Consider the following 19,328-nt stretch of genomic DNA (forward strand, 5'->3'; position numbering starts at 1 on the left):
CGAATAAAAGACGGAAGTCGGTCTACCGGCTTCCGTTTTTTTATGTCTGTCCGTTCTGTTGCTGTTCCGTCATGCATGGCCGCCGGAAGATCCGGTTGCCGGTCATACGCCGATCTACGCCGACCGCCTTCCGGTTGCGCGCTCACCTCCATCCACGTCACCGTTCGATAGCGCCACCTTATGCTGCCTCCAGGGAAACTGCTGAACAAACCACGCTCGGAAAAATCGTCGCGCAAGCGGGATTTCGCCGGGGCTGACCGGGATCGCGGGGACGGTATAATGCCCGGCATGAACGCGCCCGATCCCCAGCTCGATTCACTCAAGGTGCCACCGCACTCCATCGAGGCGGAGCAATCCGTGCTCGGCGGTTTGCTGCTCGATAACAGCGCCTGGGATCGTATCGGCGACTTCCTGTCCGAACACGATTTCTATCGATACGACCACCGACAGATCTATCAGCATATCGGTCGCCTGATCTCCGGCGATCGTCCTGCCGACGTCATCACCGTTTTCGAATCGCTCACTTCCGCCGGCAAAGCCGAGGATGTGGGCGGGCTCGCCTATCTGAACGCACTGGCGCAGAACACGCCAAGCGCGGCAAACATCCGTCGTTACGCCGAAATCGTGCGCGACCGTGCGGTGCTGCGCAAGCTCGTGACCGTGGCCGATGAAATTGCCTCGGATGCCTTCAATCCGCAAGGTAAGGAAGTGCGTCAGATGCTCGACGAGGCGGAGGCGAAAGTGTTCGCCATCGCCGAAGAGGGCTCGCGCAGCACGAGCGGCTTCCTCGAACTGCAACCGCTGCTCACGCAGGTCGTCGAGCGTATCGACGAGCTGTACCACCGCGAAGGCGGTAGCGACATCACCGGTATTCCGACGGGCTTCGTCGATCTCGACCGCATGACGTCCGGCTTCAACGGTGGCGACCTGATCATCGTGGCCGGCCGCCCGTCGATGGGTAAGACGACGTTCTCGATGAACATCGGCGAGCACATCGCCGTGGAAGAAGGGCTGCCTGTCGCCGTGTTCTCGATGGAAATGCCGGGCACGCAGCTAGCCATGCGTATGCTGGGTTCGGTGGGGCGTCTCGATCAGCATCGTCTGCGTACCGGCAAGCTGGTCGACGAAGACTGGCCGAAGCTCACGCATGCCATGCAGAAGATGAACGAGACGCAGTTGTTCGTCGACGAAACGCCGGCACTCAATCCGATGGAATTGCGTGCGCGCGCGCGACGTCTGGCGCGTCAGTGCGGCAAGCTCGGTCTGATCATCATCGATTACCTTCAGCTGATGAGCGGCTCGGGCGGCGGTGAGAACCGCGCCACCGAAATTTCCGAAATCTCGCGCTCGCTCAAGGGCCTCGCCAAAGAGCTGAACGTGCCGGTGATTGCGCTCTCGCAGCTGAACCGAAGTCTCGAACAGCGTCCCAACAAGCGTCCCGTGATGTCGGATTTGCGCGAATCGGGCGCTATCGAACAGGATGCCGACATCATCCTGTTCATCTATCGCGACGAAGTCTACAACCCCGATACCCCAGACAAGGGCACGGCCGAGATCATTATCGCGAAGCAGCGTAACGGTCCTATCGGCCACGTGCGCCTGGCGTTTATCGGTGCCTACACGAAGTTCGACAATCTGGCCGGCCCACAATACTGACGCCCGATTTCCACCTGTTCGGATGCGCGTGCGGTAACGCATGCCTCCGACGAGGTAGAATGTGACGTTTTTGTGTCGACCCGTCCCCTATTAATACCCGGAGTTTCCCCATAATGTTCGGTCGCTTCATGCCCACCGAGGGCAAGTTCTTTGACCTGTTCAACCAGCACGCGGCGTGCATGGTGGCAGGCAGCCGTGAGCTGTCCGCCATGCTCAACGACCTGCCCAACGCCGAGGCACGTACCGTTGCCGTGCAGAACAACGAGAAGAAAGCGGATCGCATCACGCACGAGACCATCGACTTGATGCACAAGACGTTCATCACGCCTTTCGACCGCGATGAGATCCATAAGCTGATCAGCACCATGGACGACATCCTGGATCTGATGGAAGACGTGGCGACGGCCGTCTGGATGTACGACATCAAGAGCGTGCCGACCGAGGCCCGTACGCTCGGCGAGATCTGCGTGAAGTGCTGCGAGCGTGTGCAAAGCACGGTCGCACTGCTCAACGACATGGATCGTGCGCGCGATATCCTGAAGCTTTGCGAAGAGATCGACGGCCTCGAATCGGAAGCCGATCGTTTGCTGCGCGCATCGCTGTCGAAGCTGTTCCGCGAAGAAGCGGACGTGAAAGAGCTGATCAAGCAGAAGGCTGTGTCCGAATTGCTCGAATCGGTGACCGATAAGTGCGAGGACGTTGCCAACATCATCGAAGGCATTGTGCTGGAAAACGCCTGAGCGGAGACTTTCGATGGCAACGCTGCACATCAGCCTCTGGCTGGTCGGACTCTTGGTCGTTCTGGCGCTCCTGTTCGACTTCATGAACGGTTTTCACGACGCCGCCAATTCGATCGCTACGGTCGTCTCGACGGGCGTGCTCAAGCCGCATCAGGCGGTGGCTTTCGCCGCCATGTTCAACGTCATCGCGCTGTTTGTCTTTCACCTGAAAGTCGCGGCGACGGTGGGCAAGGGCACGGTACACCCCGAGATCGTGGATCACTATGTGATCTTCGGTGCGCTCGTCGGTGCGATCGCCTGGAACATCATCACGTGGTACTACGGTATTCCGTCGAGCTCGTCGCACGCCCTGATCGGTGGTCTGGTCGGCGCGGCGGTGGCCAAGGCGGGCACGGGATCGCTCGTCGCGAGCGGTCTGCTGCAAACCGTGGCATTCATTTTCGTCTCGCCGCTGCTCGGGTTCGTGCTCGGCTCGTTCTTCATGCTGCTCGTGTCGTGGCTGTTTTTCCGCACGCCACCGGCACGTGTGGACCGCTGGTTCCGTCGTCTGCAACTGGTTTCGGCCGGTATGTACAGCCTGGGACACGGCGGTAACGACGCACAGAAGACCATCGGCATCATCTGGATGCTGTTGATCGCCGCCGGTCTGTGGCCGCAGGAAGCCGCTGAACCGCCGCTGTGGGTGATCATCGGCTGCTATCTGGCGATCGGTCTGGGCACCATGTTCGGTGGCTGGCGGATCGTGCGCACGATGGGGCAGAAGATCACGAAGCTCAAGCCGGTTGGCGGTTTCTGCGCCGAGACGGGCGGGGCGTTCACGCTGTTCTTCGCCTCGTGGCTCGGCGTGCCGGTCTCGACCACGCACACCATCACCGGCGCTATCGTCGGGGTGGGCGCCACGCGCAAGCTGTCCGCTGTGCGTTGGGGCGTCGCGGGCAACATCGTCTGGGCATGGGTGCTGACGATCCCGGCATCGGCCTTCATTGCCGCCATCGCGTGGTGGGTCGGCAAGCAGTTCCTGTGAGATGAAGCGCTGTCTGACGACGGCGCTTTTCTCGACGTGCAAAAAAGCGGCTTCGGCCGCTTTTTTGTTGTCTGCTGATCGGATCGGCGAGTCGGGCATTGCGATATTGATCCGCCCGAGCGAGTGACGAAAGGCGGGGATGGCGCCGCCATGCGCCCGTGTGTGGCTAGGTGGGTGACGACGTCCCGGCATCTCCCGTCGCTTCACGATCTTCCATCAGCATGCTCCTCAACCGTGCCCGCCGACGCTCCAGATCGGCAATCTGCTGCTCCAGCGCGGCCAGCCGCTTGCGTTGCGTCTCCGAGATTTCCTTGCAGGCCTTCGCGCCTTCGATCAGCCGCATGCAGTCGGGAAAACTGCGAATCTCCTCCAGACTGAAGCCGGTCGCGATCAGGCGCTGAATCTGTCTGACCTGCGTGATCGCAACCGGCTGAAACGCGCGATAGCCGTTCTCGGCGCGGGTCGATGTCAGTAGCCCATGGTCGTCGTAATGGCGGATGGCGCGGATGCTGACGCCCGTCGCTCGTGCGAGTTCGCCGATTTTGAGGGGCATGGGAGGCGCGGGATGTGTCATGTGATCGAGCTTAGCAGTTTTGCTTGACTCTCACATTGGTGTGAGGGTTGAGACTGTCGATCCTTCCACATCGAAGTCTTTCAATCATGTTCAGTTTCAACCTTTTCAAGGGCCTGCGTCGTTGGTTGACGGTGCTGGCCTTGTCCGGTGCCGCCACGCTCGCGCAAGCTGCTCCGGTCTCGTACACCGTCACCGCGCCGGACGGCGTTTCGATCGCGGTGCAGGAATCCGGCAATCCGGATGGCCCAGCCATCGTCTTCGTCCACGGATTGCTGGGCAGCCATCTGAGCTGGGATGCGCAGACGAACAGCCCGCTCCTGCAACGCTACCGTCTGATTACATTTGACCTGCGTGGGCATGGACAGTCGGGTAAACCGGAACGCGCAGACGCCTACACCGATGGTCGCCGTTGGGCAGACGATCTGGCCGCCGTGATCGCAGGGTCGGGGGCCAGGCAGCCCGTCATCGTCGGATGGTCGCTCGGTGCGGCGGTGGCCACCAACTATCTGGCGGCGTATGGCGATGCGCGAATTGCGGGCGCGATCTATGTGGGCGGTGTGATCGAGCTGAAGCCGGATCAGATCGTGCCGCATCCCGAGATTTATCGCGACATGACATCCGCCGACCTGAAAACCCGTCTCGACGCCGAGAATGCCTTCCTGAAGCTGTGTTTCGAAACTCAGCCGGACGCCCCGACATTCGACCGCCTGCTAGCGAATGCCGCTCTGGCATCGTTCGACATGCAGCGCGTGGTGCATCGGATGACGGTAGACGCGCCTACAGGGCTCGGGGCAATGCATAAGCCGCTGCTGCTGATCTACGGCGAGCGTGATGCGCTCGTCAAGGCCGGACCCTCCGCGCAGCGGGCCAAGGCGTTGGACCCGACGGCCAACGTCAGCGTCTATCCCGGCGCGGGGCACGCCCCGTTTGTCGAATCGCCGGACCGCTTCAACCGCGATCTGGCGGCGCTTGTGGATGCGGTGGCGTTGCATTGACACCGGATCGCGGATCCCATTGAGATGACGTATCGCCTTCATCGGGATAATCAATTTCAATAGTTAATTACGATTGATTATCATTTGTTCATAGTGTTTTATCGAGCAACGAAGGAGGCGAATATGACCACATTGATCCAGGCTTTGCGCAACCGTCCCCTTGGCGTGTTGATGGGCGCAGCGATCAACATCGGCGGGGCGGCAACTTTGCTTGCGCACCTGCGGTGATCCGGCCCGGCCGACGGAATGTCTCCCATCGGTCGGGCGGTTTTACATTGAGCTGTTGGCGAAGCGGGCGATGGGGTCGTCGTCCTGCGCCGGCGGGGAGGCGAGTCCGGCGGTGTTGCTGGGGGCCTCCAGCGGCGACGGCGTTGCTGCCGTCAGCGGACGATTCGGCGTTGTATCCATCGGCACGTTCGGCAGCGGGGCGGCAGCAGGCGTTTGCGCCACCGTTGCCGGTGCCGTGCGATTGACGTAGGTTGTGTTGCCTGCCGGGGCCTTGTTGGCGGCGACACGTCGCACGCCATCGATGCGCTTCGCCCAGTACGGGATGAAGATACTCTCCAGACGCACCGTGCCGCCCGAATTCGGGGCATGCACGAACTTCCCCTGACCGACGTAGATGCCCACGTGCGAATGCGCGCGTCCCGTCGTGTTGAAGAAGATCAGATCGCCCGAAGCGAGATCATCGCGTTCGAGCACCGTGCCCACGCCACTCATGTCGGCGGTGGTCCGTGGCAGATTCACGCCCGCAGCACGTGCCACGACATAGCGCACCAGTCCACTGCAATCGAAACCTGAGTCGGGCGTATTGCCGCCGTAGCGGTAAGGAATGCCAACGAGGCTCATCGCTTCGAGCGTGATTTCCTCTTGTCCGGCGCTGCGCTCGGGGCCGACTGTGCGGTTGCCATAGTTCGCGTTCCCCCCTTGCCGGACTGCCGGGCCGGACGAACACGCGGCGACGAGCAGCGTCAGAGCAAGCACTCCGGCGCTTCGCCACGGCACGCGTGCCAGCGTTGCCGGCTGCGTGGTGTATCTGGCGATCAGGCGAGTCAGAGGGTGAGGCATGCGGAGAGGGCGCTGGGTTCGCATGCGCAGAGTTTACGACGCTTACCGCCCGAATGCATCGCAAAAGTACCGGAATCCGTGCGTTTTGTGGCATTGACGTCACAAATTCGCGGCTTGCCGGGCGATATCGTCATCCGGTCGCCATGTGCGTTGATGGACGACCTTGACGCCGGACCTTCATGCGAAGCCAATAAAAACGGCGCCCGAAGGCGCCGTCTTGTCGTGCATCGAAGCCCTCGATGAGGGCGGACGTCAGAGAATTTCTGCGGCGTAATCCGCCAGACGCGAACGTTCGCCGCGCGCGAGCGTGACGTGTCCGCTGTGTCCCCAGCCCTTGAAGCGATCCACCACGTAAGTGAGGCCCGAGCTGCCTTCGGTGAGGTAAGGCGTGTCGATCTGCGCGATGTTGCCCAGGCAGATCAGCTTGGTGCCGGGACCGGCGCGCGTGACGAGCGTCTTCATTTGCTTCGGCGTCAGGTTCTGCGCCTCGTCGATGATGACGAACTTGTTCACGAACGTACGACCGCGCATGAAGTTCATGCTCTTGACCTTGAGTCGCGAACGAATCAGTTCCTGCGTGGCGGCACGGCCCCATTCGCCGGCGGAGTCGTCGGTCTTTTGCAGCACTTCGAGGTTGTCGTCGAATGCACCCATCCACGGTTGCATCTTCTCTTCCTCGGTGCCCGGCAGGAAGCCGATATCTTCACCGACGGGCACGGTTGCGCGCGTGATGATGATCTCGTTGTAGCGCTTCTCGTCGAGCGTCTGCGCCAGACCGGCGGCGAGCGCCAGCAGCGTCTTGCCGGTACCGGCCTGACCGAGCAACGTGATGAAATCCACTTCGGGATTCATCAGCAGGTTCAGCGCGAAGTTCTGCTCGCGGTTGCGCGCCGTGATGCCCCACACATTGTTCTTGTGATGGCCGTAGTCACGCAGCGTTTGCAGCAGCGCCGTCTTGCCGTTGATTTCCCGAACCTGCGCGTAGAACGGTGCCTCGCCATTGTTCGTCTCCAGATAGACGAACTGATTGATGAGGAAACTCGCACAGAGCGGCCCGGTGATGCGATAGAACGTGGTGCCGGTACGGTTGTCCTGCCAGCTTTCCATGCCCTTGCCGTGCTTCGTCCAGAAGTCCGGGGGCAGGGCCATCACACCCGAGTAGAGCAGATCGCTGTCCTCGAGCACCTTGTCGTTGAAGTAGTCCTCCGCAGGCAGGCCGAGCGCATGCGCCTTGACGCGCATGTTGATGTCTTTCGACACCAGCACGACCTGACGATCGCGGAACTTGTCCTGCAACGCGCGCACGACGCCCAGAATCTGGTTGTCGGCCTTGCCTTGCGGCAGACCTTCGAGCGGCGGCACGTCGGGCAGGTCGGTCTGGAAGTACAGACGCCCGGTGGCGTCCTTGTTGCCGAGTCGCGAGAGCGGAATGCCCTCCGCCATCGACTTCGTGCCGCTTTCGGCGACCAGCCCGTCGAGCGTGCGGCTCACCTGACGCGCGTTGCGCGCCACTTCCGACATGCCCTTCTTGTGATTGTCGAGCTCTTCCAACGTCATCATGGGCAGATAGACGTCGTGCTCTTCGAAGCGGAACAGGCTGCTCGGGTCGTGCATGAGCACGTTCGTGTCGAGCACGAAGAGCTTGGCCGGTTCCTGATCCTTGCCGCGTGTGCGTTTCGAACCGGACCCTGTTGAAGGCGATTTGACCGCCTTGAGCGAGGCGCCGGCACCGGTCGAGTCGGCCTTCGGAGGCGACTGCGGCGACTGGGGCGAACGCGCGACAGGCGACGGCTGTGAAGCAGTCTGCGTCGCCGGGGCGGGTTTGGGGACGACCTTCAATTCGGTCGCGCCGGCAGCACCGGCGGCACCGGACGTTTCGCCCAGTGCATGTTGTTCAGACGAGGGAATCGGTTTCTTGGCCTCCGTGCGCGAAGGTTTGAGGCGAGTGGGGAATTGTTCCGGGGCAAGCAGCGAGCCCGGTTTGGTCGGCGCCGATGGCAATGGCATAGATTTCCCGTTCAAGAAAACACAACACTACTCGGCCGGGACAAACGGCAATACATCACGTCCCGGCAACAAAAAAGCCGCCTGCCCGGACGCACCGGAGAGGCGGCTTGGCTGAAGGCGCCGCCGTGGCGACGCCTGCAATAGTCTCGTTCAATGCGCTTGATCATTACGGCCGACTATAACGTCTCTTGCCGTGCTTGTATAGCGTCGGATGCCCTCACTGGCGGTCGCATCGACCTGAATGCAACAGCCCGCCGAATAGCGCTCGCGCGCATGCCCGACGACCGCCGAGGCGGACGCCGGCCCACGCGAGATTCGCTCAGAGCGCCTGCACTGCGGCGAGCACTTCCGACACGTGATCCGGCACGCGCACGCCGCGCCATTCCTTGCGCAACACACCCTTGGCGTCGATCAGGAACGTGCTGCGTTCAATGCCAAGATGTTCTTTGCCATACAGTTTTTTCAGCTTGATGACACCGAACAGTTGGCATACCGCTTCGTCGCCGTCCGAGATCAGCGGGAAGGGGAGTTCCAGCTTGTTCTTGAAGTTCTCATGCGAGCGCAGGCTGTCGCGCGACACGCCGATGATCTGGGCGCCGGCGGCCTGAAACTGGTCGTAGCTGTCGCGGAAATTCATGCCTTCCGTGGTGCAGCCCGGCGTGTTGTCCTTCGGGTAAAAGTAGATCACCACCTTCTGGCCGCGATGGGCCTTGAGCGAAAAATCGCCGCCGGTGGCAGGTGCGGTGAAATCGGGCACGGGAGTGTCGATGGCTACCGTCACTATGGTCTCCTTGGGTGGCCTTGCCAGGCCGGTTCGGGAAAAGGTTGTCGAATTCGGGGTCTTGCGAAATTCGGTGCGCGGGTCGGGACGCGTCGATCACCCCGACGTCAGGCAGCCGCCTGGCCCTCGAGAATCAGATCGCCCGAGCGACCCGGGATCTCGCCCCACACCACCGGGTGTGCCGGCAATGCGCTGAGATCCAGCGTCTCGTAATACTGCCCCATCGTGATGAGATCGTGGCCCTGACGACGCCATCCGGCCAGCAGCTGACGGAACAGCGGCGCCAGCTTCTGCCCTTCGAGTTCTGCATGAAGCGTGAACACGTGATCTTGCGCCGGATCGCGAGTCAGGGCAAGCAAGTGTTCGGCAACACCATTGATGTCGCGGCCGTCGATGCCGAGCAGTTCGTCGACCGTCGGCAATGTCGTCGGCATCTGCACGTGCTTCAGACGCACGCCGTCCACGATCGGATAGTGAGGGGCGTTACCGCGTCCGTCGGACGAATACTTCATGCCCCAGGCGTCGATCTGGCGAAACGCGTGGTTGTTCATCTGCCAGCCGGCGGCGCCGTGGGTCAGCGGCGGGGCGCCGAAAATCTGCGCGAAGCGGGCGTGGGCCTGCGACATCTGGTGTTGCGTCCAGGCGGCGTCGCGCGTGCGCACATTGTCCTGCCAGTACGTGTGGTCCCACGTGTGGATGCCGGTCTCATGCCCGGCGCTCTGCACGGTGCGCATGACGTTGGCCGCGCGTTTGCCGATATCCGGCCCGGGCAGCAGGGTGCCGTACATGAGCGTCTTGAAGCCGTAGTGTTCGACGACCGAGGTGCGCGAGACTTTCTTCAGGAAGCCGGGACGGAAGACTCGCTTGAGTGCCCATCCGGTGTGGTCCGGACCGAGGCTGAACAGAAACGTCGCCTGTGCCGAGTGCTCGGCCAGCGCGGCGAGCAGGTTGGGAACGCCTTCGCGTGTGCCGCGCAGCGTGTCGACGTCGATCTTCAGGACAATCTTGGCCATAGCCGCCCTTGAGGAGTGGTGCATCGAAGGCATGGCCCGCGTGGCGGGCAATGTCTCGAATGTCGAATCAGTTGACCGGATGCATTTCCGACGTCCGAGGCCGAGGCAGCGACAGCGGTCGAAAATAGCGTCAAAAAACGTGAAGTCAAACGCGTGGAGTCAAAAACGCCCGATGCGCCGAGGGCGCACCGGGCGTGTCGCGCGACGTCCGGACAATGCCACGGCTTCGATGCCGTGGCATGCCGGGCGGCACAGGCATTATTCGCCTTCGACCAGACGACGCGCTTCGGCGACGTGACCGCGATACGCTTCGAAAATCTTGCGCAGTGCGTCGTCCATCGACGTGGTCGGCTTCCAGCCCAGTTCCTGCATGGTGTTGTCGATCTTCGGCACACGGTTCTGCACGTCCTGATAGCCGTTGCCGTAGTAGGCGCCCGACGAGGTTTCGACCAGTTGCACCTTCTTGGCCGTTTCCGCGTATTCCGGGAATTCGCTCGCCAGCTTGAGCATCATGTTGGCGAGTTCGCGCACCGAGAAGTTGTTCGTCGGGTTGCCGATGTTGTAGATCTTGCCGCTGGCGACGTTGTTCTTGTTGTCGATGATGCGAACCAGTGCATCGATACCGTCGTCGATGTCGGTAAAGGCGCGCTTCTGGTTACCACCGTCGACCAGGCTGATGTTCTCGCCGCGAGCGATGTGGCCGAGGAACTGCGTGACCACGCGCGACGAACCTTCCTTCGGCGTGTAGATCGAGTCGAGACCGGCACCGATCCAGTTGAACGGGCGGAACAGCGAGAAGTTCAGGCCTTCCTGCATGCCGTAACCCCAGATCACACGATCCATCAGCTGCTTCGAGCAGGCGTAGATCCAGCGCGGCTTGTTGATCGGGCCGTAGATCAGCGGCGAGTTTTCCGGATCGAATTCACCGTCGGTGCACATGCCGTAGACCTCGGAGGTCGACGGGAACACCAGATGCTTGCCGTACTTCACGGCCGAGCGCACGATCGGCAGGTTCGCTTCGAAGTCGAGCTCGAACACGCGCAGCGGGGCCTTCACATAGGTGGCCGGCGTGGCGATAGCGACCAGCGGGAGGATCACGTCGCACTTGCGAATGTGGTACTCGACCCATTCCTTGTTGATCGTGATGTCGCCTTCGAAGAAGTGCATGCGCTCATGGTTGATCAGATCGCCGAGGCGGTCGGTCTGCATGTCCATGCCATAAACTTCCCAGTCGGTCGTCTCCAGGATGCGCTTCGACAGGTGGTGGCCGATGAACCCGTTAACACCGAGAATCAGGACTTTTTTCATATTACGGTCAGTGATTGAGCTGGGAAAACTGTTCCGGCGTGACAAGCTTGCCGTCCAGCGTTAGTTCATGAATGACGATGGCATTTCCGTCGCCGCAAATGCCGAGGAGCGCATTATCCACTACTTGCAGTCCACAGGGCAAACCGGCAGGGGCGGGCGAGCGTGACAGGCGAGCCCGCGGACCACCCGGCGACGATCCGCCACGTCGGTAAATGTGCCGGGACGATGATCTCCCGGCGTCCGGCTTCAGCGCCATTTCGTGCGGCTTGGCGCCTGTTTTTGTTTCGTCTCGCAAAACCGCCTGGTTCGCCGGCACGCGGCCGCGAGAAGACGACGGCTTTGGCCGACGTTGCGCTCACGACGTGTGCGATCCCAACTCGGTCGCCCCCGTGCTCAGCGTGGCACTTTGCCCGCCGACGGCTGCGTGTTCCGTGTGACCGGTGGCCTGCGCTTCGAGCACCGCTTGCACCAGATAACGCGGACGCTGGCGGACTTGCTGATAGATGCGGCCGATGTACTCACCGAGCAGGCCCATGCCGAACAGGATCACGCCGAGCAGGCAGAACGTCACGGCGAACAGCGTGAACACCCCCTGGACTTCCGAGCCGAACAGGAAACGTCGCGCGATCAGCACGATGAATAGCACGCCCGACGCGGCGGACAGCGAGATGCCCACGCCCGAGAGCCATTGCAGCGGCACGACCGAGAAGCCGGTCACGAGGTCGAAATTCAGACGAATCAGCGAGTACAGCGAGTACTTCGATTCACCGGCGAAGCGTTCCTCGTGCGCGACATCCACTTCCGTCGGGTTCTGCGCAAAGGTAAAGGCCAGTGCCGGGATGAACGTGTTGATTTCGCGGCATTGATTGACCGTATCGACGATGTGGCGGCTGTAGCCGCGCAACATGCAACCCTGATCGGTCATGCGGATGCGCGTGATGCGCTCGCGCAGGCGGTTCATGGCGCGCGAGGCGTTGCGGCGGAACCACGTGTCCTGACGGTTCATGCGCACCGTGCCCACGTAATCGTGCCCGGCGGCCAGTTGTGCCACGAGTTTGCCGATCTCTTCCGGGGGATTCTGGAGGTCGGCGTCGAGCGTGATGACCCATTCGCCGCGCGTGTGCTCGAAGCCGGCGAGAATGGCCATGTGCTGGCCGTAGTTGCCGTTGAACAGCACGACGCGCGTCACATCCGGGCGCGCGCGATATTGCTCGGCAAGCAGGGCGGCCGAGCGGTCACGGCTGCCATCGTTGACGAACACCACTTCATAGGTCACGCCCAGCTTGTCGAGCGCCGGGTATAGCCGGTCGAAGAGCGCGCCGAGGCCAGCTTCTTCGTTGTATACCGGGATGACGATAGAGAGTTGTGGTCGATTCATTTTTTGTGATCAGCGCAAATAGCATTCACGGCTTCGCAGACGCGCGCAACGTCGGCATCCGTCATGGCAGGGAACAGCGGCAGGGTCAGGATTGCACGGCCCAGACGTTCCGTATGCGGGAACTGGCCGTCCTTGAAACCCAACGCACGATACATTGTAAACAGGTGGATGGCCGGGTAGTGCACGCCGCTGCCGATGCCGCGCGCCTTCAACTGCTCCATGAAGCCGGCACGATCGATGCTCAGGCGCTCCAGCGGCAGTTCGATCTGGAACATATGCCAGTTCGAATTCGTGAAATCGGCATGGGGCAGGCCGACGCCCAACTGGACGGCGGCGCCACCCGCGAGCGTATCGAAATACAGACGTGCCAGTTCCGTACGGCGGGCGTTGAACGCCGCCAGATGCGGCATCTGACCCAAGCCAACGCGTGCGGCCACGTCGGTGAGATTGTACTTGCCGCCGAGCACGTCCACGTCCATGCCGTCGAGGCCGAAGCGGGTCACGCCTTGCAGGCGGTATTTCTCGGCCAGACGCGCTTCGTCGTCGTTGTTGAACACCAGCGCGCCGCCCTCGATGGAGGTCAGATTCTTGTTCGGATGGAAGCTGAACGACACGAGGTCGCCGAACGCGCCGATACGTTTGCCGTTCCAGCTCGAACCCATCGCCTGTGCGGCGTCTTCGACGACACGCAGGTTGTGACGGCGTGCAATGTCGTACAGGCGGTCCATATCCACCGGCAGACCGGCGAGGTAGACGGGGATGATGGCCCGGGTCTTGGGCGTGATCGCCTTTTCGAGCAGGTCGAGGTCGATATTGCGCGTGGCCGGATCGACATCGACGAACACCGGCGTGGCGCCCACTTCCAGAATGACGTTGGACGTTGCGACCCACGACAGCGGCGTGGTGATGACTTCGTCGCCGCTTTGCACGCCAGCGATACGCAGGCCGATCTCGAGCGTAGCGGTGCCCGAATTGAAGACGCGCACCGGACGTCCGCCGAAATATTCGGACAGTGCCTTTTCAAAGGCCTGCACTTGCGGGCCTGAGGTGATCCAGCCCGAACGCAGCACTTCGGACACGCCGTTGATGGTCGCGTCGTCGAGCGTCGGGCGCGTGAACGGGAGGAACGGTTGATTCGGTTGGGAGGTTGCCGAGTCGCTCATGATGTATGACTAACCCTCAAAGTAGCTCGAATATGCAGGGGAAGCTGCATGAGATGCGCGCCAGCCCACGGGATCGCCAGGATCGACGGGGGCGGCGCATCCGGTGATTGCGCCGGACGGGCAGACTTAGCTGCGCGCCAGGATATAAACACCCACAAGAATGATGCCGATCGCCAGGATGCGCTGCATCGACAGGGTCTCGCCGAACAGATACCACGCGGCGAACGCATTGACGACGTAGCCCAGCGACAGCATCGGATAGGCAATCGAGACTTCGACGCGCGAGAGCGCCAGAATCCAGACGACCACACTGATGGCGTAGCAGACGAGCCCGCCCATGATCGGCAACTGTGTGGCCAGTTTGATACCGATGGGGACGATGTTGGCGCGCGTGAACTCAAGTGCGCCGATGGTATTGGCGCCCGCCTTGAGCAACAACTGAGCGCACGCGTTGAGCAGCACGCCCGTGAGAATAAGGGAAAACGTCGCGAGATTCATGGAACGTTTGTGAACGTTTGTGAATAATTATGGATACCGCCATCGGGCCGGGAAAGGCCCGGGCGCGTTATTTTACGTTGTCTTCGGGCCAAGGCTTCGAGATTACGACCCGCCGTGCATCGCGCGCGATGATGCGCATCGGCAGATGCTCGGCTTCGAGCTTGCCGAACGTGTCCGGATCGACCAGCGCGAGCGCCTTCGGATCGGCCCGCCAGCGGGCGTAAAAGGCGTCGAGCGTCGGCAACCACTTCTGCGGCTCCTGCTTCACGCCGAACTCAAGCTCATCCGGGTGCTGCACCATGATCATCGTGTGCCCGAGGTAGTAGGGCATGGTGTGATCGAGTACGTTCACCGAGTAGAACGGCACGTCGGGTCCGAGACGTTGCATTTCCGCCTTGATGGCCGGCACGAGCAGCACCCCCGTGCTCTGACGGCCGAACACTTCGTGCCCCATGCCGCCGATCGTCACGAGCAGCAGCATGCCGCCGGCGAACGTCAGCAAGGCGCGGCGCGCGCTGTGACGTGCGAGACGCCACGCGACAAGCGTACCGATCAACCCCGCGCCGAGCGCAAAGTACAACCAGACCTGGAACGCCTTGTACAACTCGTTCGGGTTGCGCACGCTGCCGGCACGTCCGACGAAGATGGCGACCATCACCAGCGCGGCGATCAGGAAGATCGCGTAGCCGGCCATGTGCATACGTACGGTGTCCCGACGCAACTGCGCCAGATACAAACCGAAGAGCAGGGCCATCGCCGGGGCGATCGGCAACAGGTACGAAATCAGCTTCGAGTGCGACGCGCTGAAGAACACGAAGATGAAGGCCGACCATACCCACAGCATCACGGCCGGGGCAAAACCATTGGGCTGACGCGGCATGCGCCACGTTGCGCGTAGGGTTCCGGGCAGCACCGACAGCCACGGCAGGAAGCCCACCAGGAACACCGGCACGAAGTACCACGGTGCGCCATCCCGGTTATGACCTTCCATTGCAAAGCGGCGGAAATGTTCGTTGATGAAGAAGAAGTCGAAGAACTCCGGGTTGCGCATCTGGACGAGCACGAACCAGGGCGTGGCGATCGCGAAGAAGACGATCAGGCCGCTGCCGAGGTACAGGCGGCGCCACAGGGCCCAGTCGCGGGAGATCACGGTGTAGAGCACCAGCACGGCGCCGGGCAGCACGATGCCGACGAGCCCCTTGCTCAGCACGGCGAGCGCCATGGCGGCCCAGCACAGCCACATCCAGCCGCGCACGGCCGGGCGCCCGATACCGGGGCGTTGCGCCAGCAGCAGTGCGCACAGCGACAGTCCCATGAAGAACGACAGGCCCATGTCGAGCACGTTGAAGTGCCCGAGCAGCGACCACAACGGCGCGGCGGCAAGCGCGGCGGCGGCGAACAGGCCGACGCGGGCATTGAACACGCGGCGTCCCGTGAAGCCGACCATCAGCACGCCGGCAAAGCCGGTCAGGGCGGTCCAGAGCCGCGCCTGCCATTCACCGAGGCCGAAGGCCGCAAACGTGAGCGCATTCATCCACGTTTGCAGCGGCGGTTTTTCGAAGTACTTGTAACCGTTGTATCGCGGCGTGATCCAGTCGCCGGTCGTCCACATCTCGCGCGCCATCTCGGCGTAACGGCCTTCATCGCTGGCAATCAGGTGGCGATAGTCGAGCACGCCGAACCAGACCAGTGCGAACGCGAGGAGCAACAGCCAGAAGGCGGCAGGCGAGAGCGGATAGGCCGCATCCGGCGTACCGGTGCTGCCGGTGGCGACAGAAGGGAAGGGCGCGGGTGGCGCGAGAGGGTCGGCGGCCGATGGGCCGGAACTGAGCGGGCGGCGGCTCACTCAGTCGCCTCAGTCTCGATGAGCACTGCCAGGACGACGCGGCGTCCCTCGCTCATCAGGATGTTGTACGTGCGGCAGGCGGCTTGCGTGTCCATCGAGTCGACGCCGATACGCCGGCTGGTCAGCGCCGTGGTCAGGCGCGGATGGGCGAAACGCAGGCGGGCGCCGCTGCCGAAGATGACGACTTCGGGGTCGAGGGCGCGCAGCGCTTCGAAGTGAGAGGCGTCGAGCGCGTCGAAGCGGGACACCGGCCAGGGCAGGACGTCTCCCTCCGGTGCAATGATCACGCTTTCTTCGTGACGAACCTTGTTGACCTCGACATAGCCCGGGCCATAGCCGGTGACCGTGTTCAATGCTGCTTGCGACGGGTCTTGATGCAGTTTCACTTTCGGAGATTCCCTACCCAGTGGTTACCCAGTGGTGGCTGAGCGATCGACAGATCGTCATGGATGCGGCAGGTGACGGACTCGCTAACGGGCGGGCATCTTGCCTTGCATGCCGCAAACCGTCAATGATGCATTGCCGAACTCTGTCATAATTGGCTAAATTATAGCTTTTTGCCGTACGCAGCACGGCAAAACCGTTGCAGTGCGGCATTTTTCACTTCATCCCGCCTGCGACTTCAGCGGATTCCCGGCCTGTCCGGACTCCTGCGTCGCCCGTCAAGACCACAACCGCCGTGAAACCGATCCTCAAATCGCAGAAATTGCAGAATGTCTGCTACGACATTCGTGGGCCCGTGCTCGAACATGCCAAGCGCATGGAAGACGAAGGTCATCGCATCATCAAGCTGAACATCGGCAATCTGGCGCCGTTCGGTTTCGAGCCGCCTGACGAGATTGTCCAGGACATGATCCGCAATCTGCCGAATTCGGCAGGTTACTCCGATTCCCGGGGCGTGTTCGCGGCGCGCAAGGCGATCATGCACTACTGCCAGCAAAAGCGCATCAAGGACGTTCAGCTCGATGACATCTACCTCGGCAACGGGGCGTCCGAGCTGATCGTGATGGCCATGCAGGCACTGCTCAACGACGGCGACGAAGTGCTCGTCCCCGCGCCCGACTACCCCCTCTGGACGGCGGCGGTCAGTCTGTCCGGCGGCACGCCGGTGCATTACATCTGCGACGAGCAGGCCGACTGGCAGCCGGATCTGGCGGACATCCGCAAGAAGATCACGCCGAACACCCGCGCGATCGTCATCATCAACCCGAACAATCCGACCGGCGCGCTGTACTCGGACGAACTCCTCAAGGACATCGTCGCGCTCGCCCGTGAGCACAAGCTCATCATTTACGCCGACGAGATCTACGACAAGATCATTTACGACGGTGAAGAGCACACGTCGATCGGCGCGCTGTCCGAAGACGTCCTCACGATTACCTTCAACGGCCTGTCCAAGAGCTATCGCGCGTGCGGTTACCGCGCGGGCTGGATGGTGGTGTCCGGCGACAAGGGCCCGGCGCGCGACTATATCGAAGGGCTGAACATCCTCGCCTCGATGCGCCTGTGCCCGAACGTGCCGGGCCAGTACGCCATTCAGACAGCGCTGGGCGGCTATCAGAGCATCAAGGACCTGATCGTGCCGGGCGGCCGCCTGTATGAGCAGCGCGAGATCGCGTTCAATATGCTCACTGCCATTCCGGGCGTCACGTGCGTGAAGCCGAAGGCGGCGCTCTATCTGTTCCCGCGTCTGGATCCGGCGGTGTACCCCATCGACAACGATCAGGACTTCATTCTCCAGTTGCTGCTCGAAGAGAAGGTCCTGCTGGTGCAGGGCAGTGGCTTCAACTGGATGCATCCCGACCATTTCCGCGTAGTGTTCCTGCCTCACGAGGGCGACCTGGAAGACGCCATCAGTCGCATTGCCCGCTTCCTTGACGGTTATCGCCGTCGCCACGGCAAGTGATGCGCGCCAACCGATTTCGACTTTTGAGTAAAACTGCATGAAACCGATCAAATTGGGCCTGCTCGGCCTCGGCACGGTAGGCTACGGCGCCTTCCAGGTACTGGCTCGCAACCAGGAAGAAATTCAACGTCGCGCCGGCCGGGGGATCGAGATTACGAAGGTCGCGGTTCGTAACGTCGAACGCGCCAAGGGCCTCGTGGGCCACGCCGCCGTGGTTACCGGCGATCCGTTCGAGGTCGTGAACGACCCCGCCATCGATGTCGTCGTCGAGACCATCGGCGGCTACGACCTCACCAAGGAACTGGTGCTCAAGGCCATCGAGAACGGCAAGCACGTGGTCACCGCCAACAAGGCGCTGCTGGCCGTGTACGGCAACGAAATCTTCGCTGCCGCGCGCAAGGCCAACGTGATGGTCGCGTTCGAAGCCGCCGTGGCCGGCGGTATTCCCATCATCAAGGCGCTGCGCGAAGGCCTCACGGCCAACCGTATCCAGTGGATCGCCGGCATCATCAACGGCACCACGAACTTCATCCTGTCGGAGATGCGCGACAAGGGCATCGATTTCGACGTCGCACTGGCCGACGCGCAGCGTCTGGGCTACGCAGAGGCCGATCCGACCTTCGACATCGAAGGCGTCGACGCCGCGCACAAGCTCACGCTCATGAGCGCCATCGCGTTCGGTGTGCCGGTGCAGTTCGACCGCGCCTACGTCGAAGGCATCACCAAGCTCGCCGCGCTCGACATCAAGTACGCGGAAGAGCTCGGCTATCGCATCAAGCTGCTGGGCATTACGCGTCGTGCGGAAGCTGGCATCGAGCTGCGCGTGCATCCGACGCTGATTCCGGCCAAGCGCCTGATCGCCAACGTGGAAGGCGCCATGAATGCCGTGCTGGTGCAGGGCGACGCCGTGGGCGCCACGCTGTACTACGGCAAGGGCGCCGGCGCCGAGCCGACGGCCTCGGCCGTGGTGGCCGACATCGTGGACGTCACCCGTCTGCAGACGGCTGACCCGGAGCACCGCGTGCCCCATCTGGCGTTCCAGCACGACTCGCTGTCGGACACCCCGGTGCTGCCCATCGACGAAGTCACCACGAGCTACTACCTGCGTCTGCGCGTGGTCGACCGCGCCGGTGTGATGGCGGAACTCACGCGTATTCTGGCCGATCTCGACATCTCCATCGACGCGCTGCTGCAAAAGGAATCGCGCGAAGGCGAGCACCAGACCGACATCATCATCCTGACGCACCAGACGCTGGAAAAGCACATCAATGCGGCCATCGCGAAGATCGAGGCGATGGACACGGTGCTCTCGAAGGTCACGCGTATTCGTATGGAAGCGCTGAGCTGATTGCGCTGATTTCCACGCCGAGG

General features: G+C 62.2%; 17 protein-coding genes. 6 read left to right on the forward strand and 11 right to left on the reverse strand.

Going from position 1 to position 19,328, the window contains the following annotated elements:
- Nucleotides 1-288: 288 nt before the first annotated feature.
- From A9762_RS26335 to A9762_RS26345, 3 genes are all read left to right on the forward strand, one after another.
- Complete coding sequence (locus tag A9762_RS26335) at nt 289-1,656, forward strand: replicative DNA helicase (protein ID WP_069345023.1); 1,368 nt, start codon at nt 289-291, stop codon at nt 1,654-1,656.
- A 113-nt stretch (nt 1,657-1,769) separates the two neighbouring features.
- Complete coding sequence (locus A9762_RS26340) at nt 1,770-2,396, forward strand: DUF47 domain-containing protein (RefSeq protein ID WP_069344922.1); 627 nt, start codon at nt 1,770-1,772, stop codon at nt 2,394-2,396.
- 13 nt (nt 2,397-2,409) lie between these two features.
- Complete coding sequence (locus A9762_RS26345) at nt 2,410-3,420, forward strand: inorganic phosphate transporter (protein ID WP_044455536.1); 1,011 nt, start codon at nt 2,410-2,412, stop codon at nt 3,418-3,420.
- A gap of 166 nt (nt 3,421-3,586) precedes the next feature.
- Here the strand turns inward: A9762_RS26345 and A9762_RS26350 are convergent, their stop codons facing one another.
- On the reverse strand, nt 3,587-3,994 hold the full coding sequence (locus A9762_RS26350; RefSeq protein ID WP_069344923.1) for a MerR family transcriptional regulator: 408 nt from the start codon (nt 3,992-3,994) through the stop codon (nt 3,587-3,589).
- Nucleotides 3,995-4,080: 86 nt separating this feature from the next.
- Between A9762_RS26350 and A9762_RS26355 the strand changes: the two genes are divergently transcribed.
- Nucleotides 4,081-4,989 (forward strand): alpha/beta fold hydrolase, encoded by a 909-nt coding sequence (locus A9762_RS26355; RefSeq protein WP_069344924.1) that lies wholly within the window; start codon nt 4,081-4,083, stop codon nt 4,987-4,989.
- Nucleotides 4,990-5,259: 270 nt separating this feature from the next.
- On the opposite strand, the gene A9762_RS26360 is transcribed toward A9762_RS26355, so the two are convergent.
- From A9762_RS26360 to A9762_RS26405, 10 genes are all read right to left on the reverse strand, one after another.
- A complete protein-coding gene (locus tag A9762_RS26360) occupies nt 5,260-6,057 on the reverse strand; it encodes a C40 family peptidase (protein WP_083254315.1) in 798 nt (265 codons plus the stop codon).
- 252 nt (nt 6,058-6,309) lie between these two features.
- A complete protein-coding gene (locus A9762_RS26365; protein ID WP_069344925.1) occupies nt 6,310-8,064 on the reverse strand; it encodes a PhoH family protein in 1,755 nt (584 codons plus the stop codon).
- Between the two features lie 319 nt (nt 8,065-8,383).
- Nucleotides 8,384-8,845, reverse strand: a complete 462-nt coding sequence (locus A9762_RS26370) for a peroxiredoxin (RefSeq protein WP_069344926.1) — start codon at nt 8,843-8,845, stop codon at nt 8,384-8,386.
- Nucleotides 8,846-8,952: 107 nt separating this feature from the next.
- A complete protein-coding gene (locus tag A9762_RS26375; protein WP_069344927.1) occupies nt 8,953-9,858 on the reverse strand; it encodes a polysaccharide deacetylase family protein in 906 nt (301 codons plus the stop codon).
- Nucleotides 9,859-10,116: 258 nt separating this feature from the next.
- On the reverse strand, nt 10,117-11,166 hold the full coding sequence (locus tag A9762_RS26380) for a bifunctional UDP-4-keto-pentose/UDP-xylose synthase (RefSeq protein WP_069344928.1): 1,050 nt from the start codon (nt 11,164-11,166) through the stop codon (nt 10,117-10,119).
- A 355-nt stretch (nt 11,167-11,521) separates the two neighbouring features.
- Nucleotides 11,522-12,544 carry a glycosyltransferase gene (locus A9762_RS26385; RefSeq protein ID WP_069344929.1) on the reverse strand — a complete coding sequence of 341 codons (1,023 nt, stop codon included), beginning with the start codon at nt 12,542-12,544 and terminating at the stop codon, nt 11,522-11,524.
- Nucleotides 12,541-13,707: a DegT/DnrJ/EryC1/StrS aminotransferase family protein gene (locus tag A9762_RS26390; RefSeq protein ID WP_069344930.1), complete on the reverse strand. Its 1,167-nt coding sequence runs from the start codon at nt 13,705-13,707 to the stop codon at nt 12,541-12,543. Before A9762_RS26390 ends, A9762_RS26385 begins: the two co-directional genes overlap by 4 nt.
- 126 nt (nt 13,708-13,833) lie before the next feature.
- Nucleotides 13,834-14,205 carry an SMR family transporter gene (locus A9762_RS26395; protein ID WP_069344931.1) on the reverse strand — a complete coding sequence of 124 codons (372 nt, stop codon included), beginning with the start codon at nt 14,203-14,205 and terminating at the stop codon, nt 13,834-13,836.
- A gap of 67 nt (nt 14,206-14,272) precedes the next feature.
- The gene (locus A9762_RS26400) at nt 14,273-16,051 is read right to left on the reverse strand and encodes a glycosyltransferase family 39 protein (RefSeq protein WP_069344932.1); all 1,779 of its coding nucleotides are present in this window, start codon (nt 16,049-16,051) and stop codon (nt 14,273-14,275) included.
- Nucleotides 16,048-16,437 carry an Mth938-like domain-containing protein gene (locus tag A9762_RS26405; protein WP_069344933.1) on the reverse strand — a complete coding sequence of 130 codons (390 nt, stop codon included), beginning with the start codon at nt 16,435-16,437 and terminating at the stop codon, nt 16,048-16,050. The genes A9762_RS26400 and A9762_RS26405 overlap by 4 nt, the downstream gene beginning before the upstream one ends.
- Before the next feature lie 293 nt (nt 16,438-16,730).
- On the opposite strand from A9762_RS26405, the gene A9762_RS26410 reads away from it, so the two are divergent.
- Together A9762_RS26410 and A9762_RS26415 are read left to right on the forward strand one after the other, a co-directional pair.
- Nucleotides 16,731-17,957: a pyridoxal phosphate-dependent aminotransferase gene (locus tag A9762_RS26410; protein ID WP_069344934.1), complete on the forward strand. Its 1,227-nt coding sequence runs from the start codon at nt 16,731-16,733 to the stop codon at nt 17,955-17,957.
- 37 nt (nt 17,958-17,994) lie between these two features.
- Nucleotides 17,995-19,305 (forward strand): homoserine dehydrogenase, encoded by a 1,311-nt coding sequence (locus A9762_RS26415; RefSeq protein ID WP_069344935.1) that lies wholly within the window; start codon nt 17,995-17,997, stop codon nt 19,303-19,305.
- Nucleotides 19,306-19,328: the final 23 nt, after the last annotated feature.

It is taken from the genome of Pandoraea sp. ISTKB (genome assembly GCF_001721285.1).
In the GTDB taxonomy this organism is placed as follows: domain Bacteria; phylum Pseudomonadota; class Gammaproteobacteria; order Burkholderiales; family Burkholderiaceae; genus Pandoraea; species Pandoraea capi.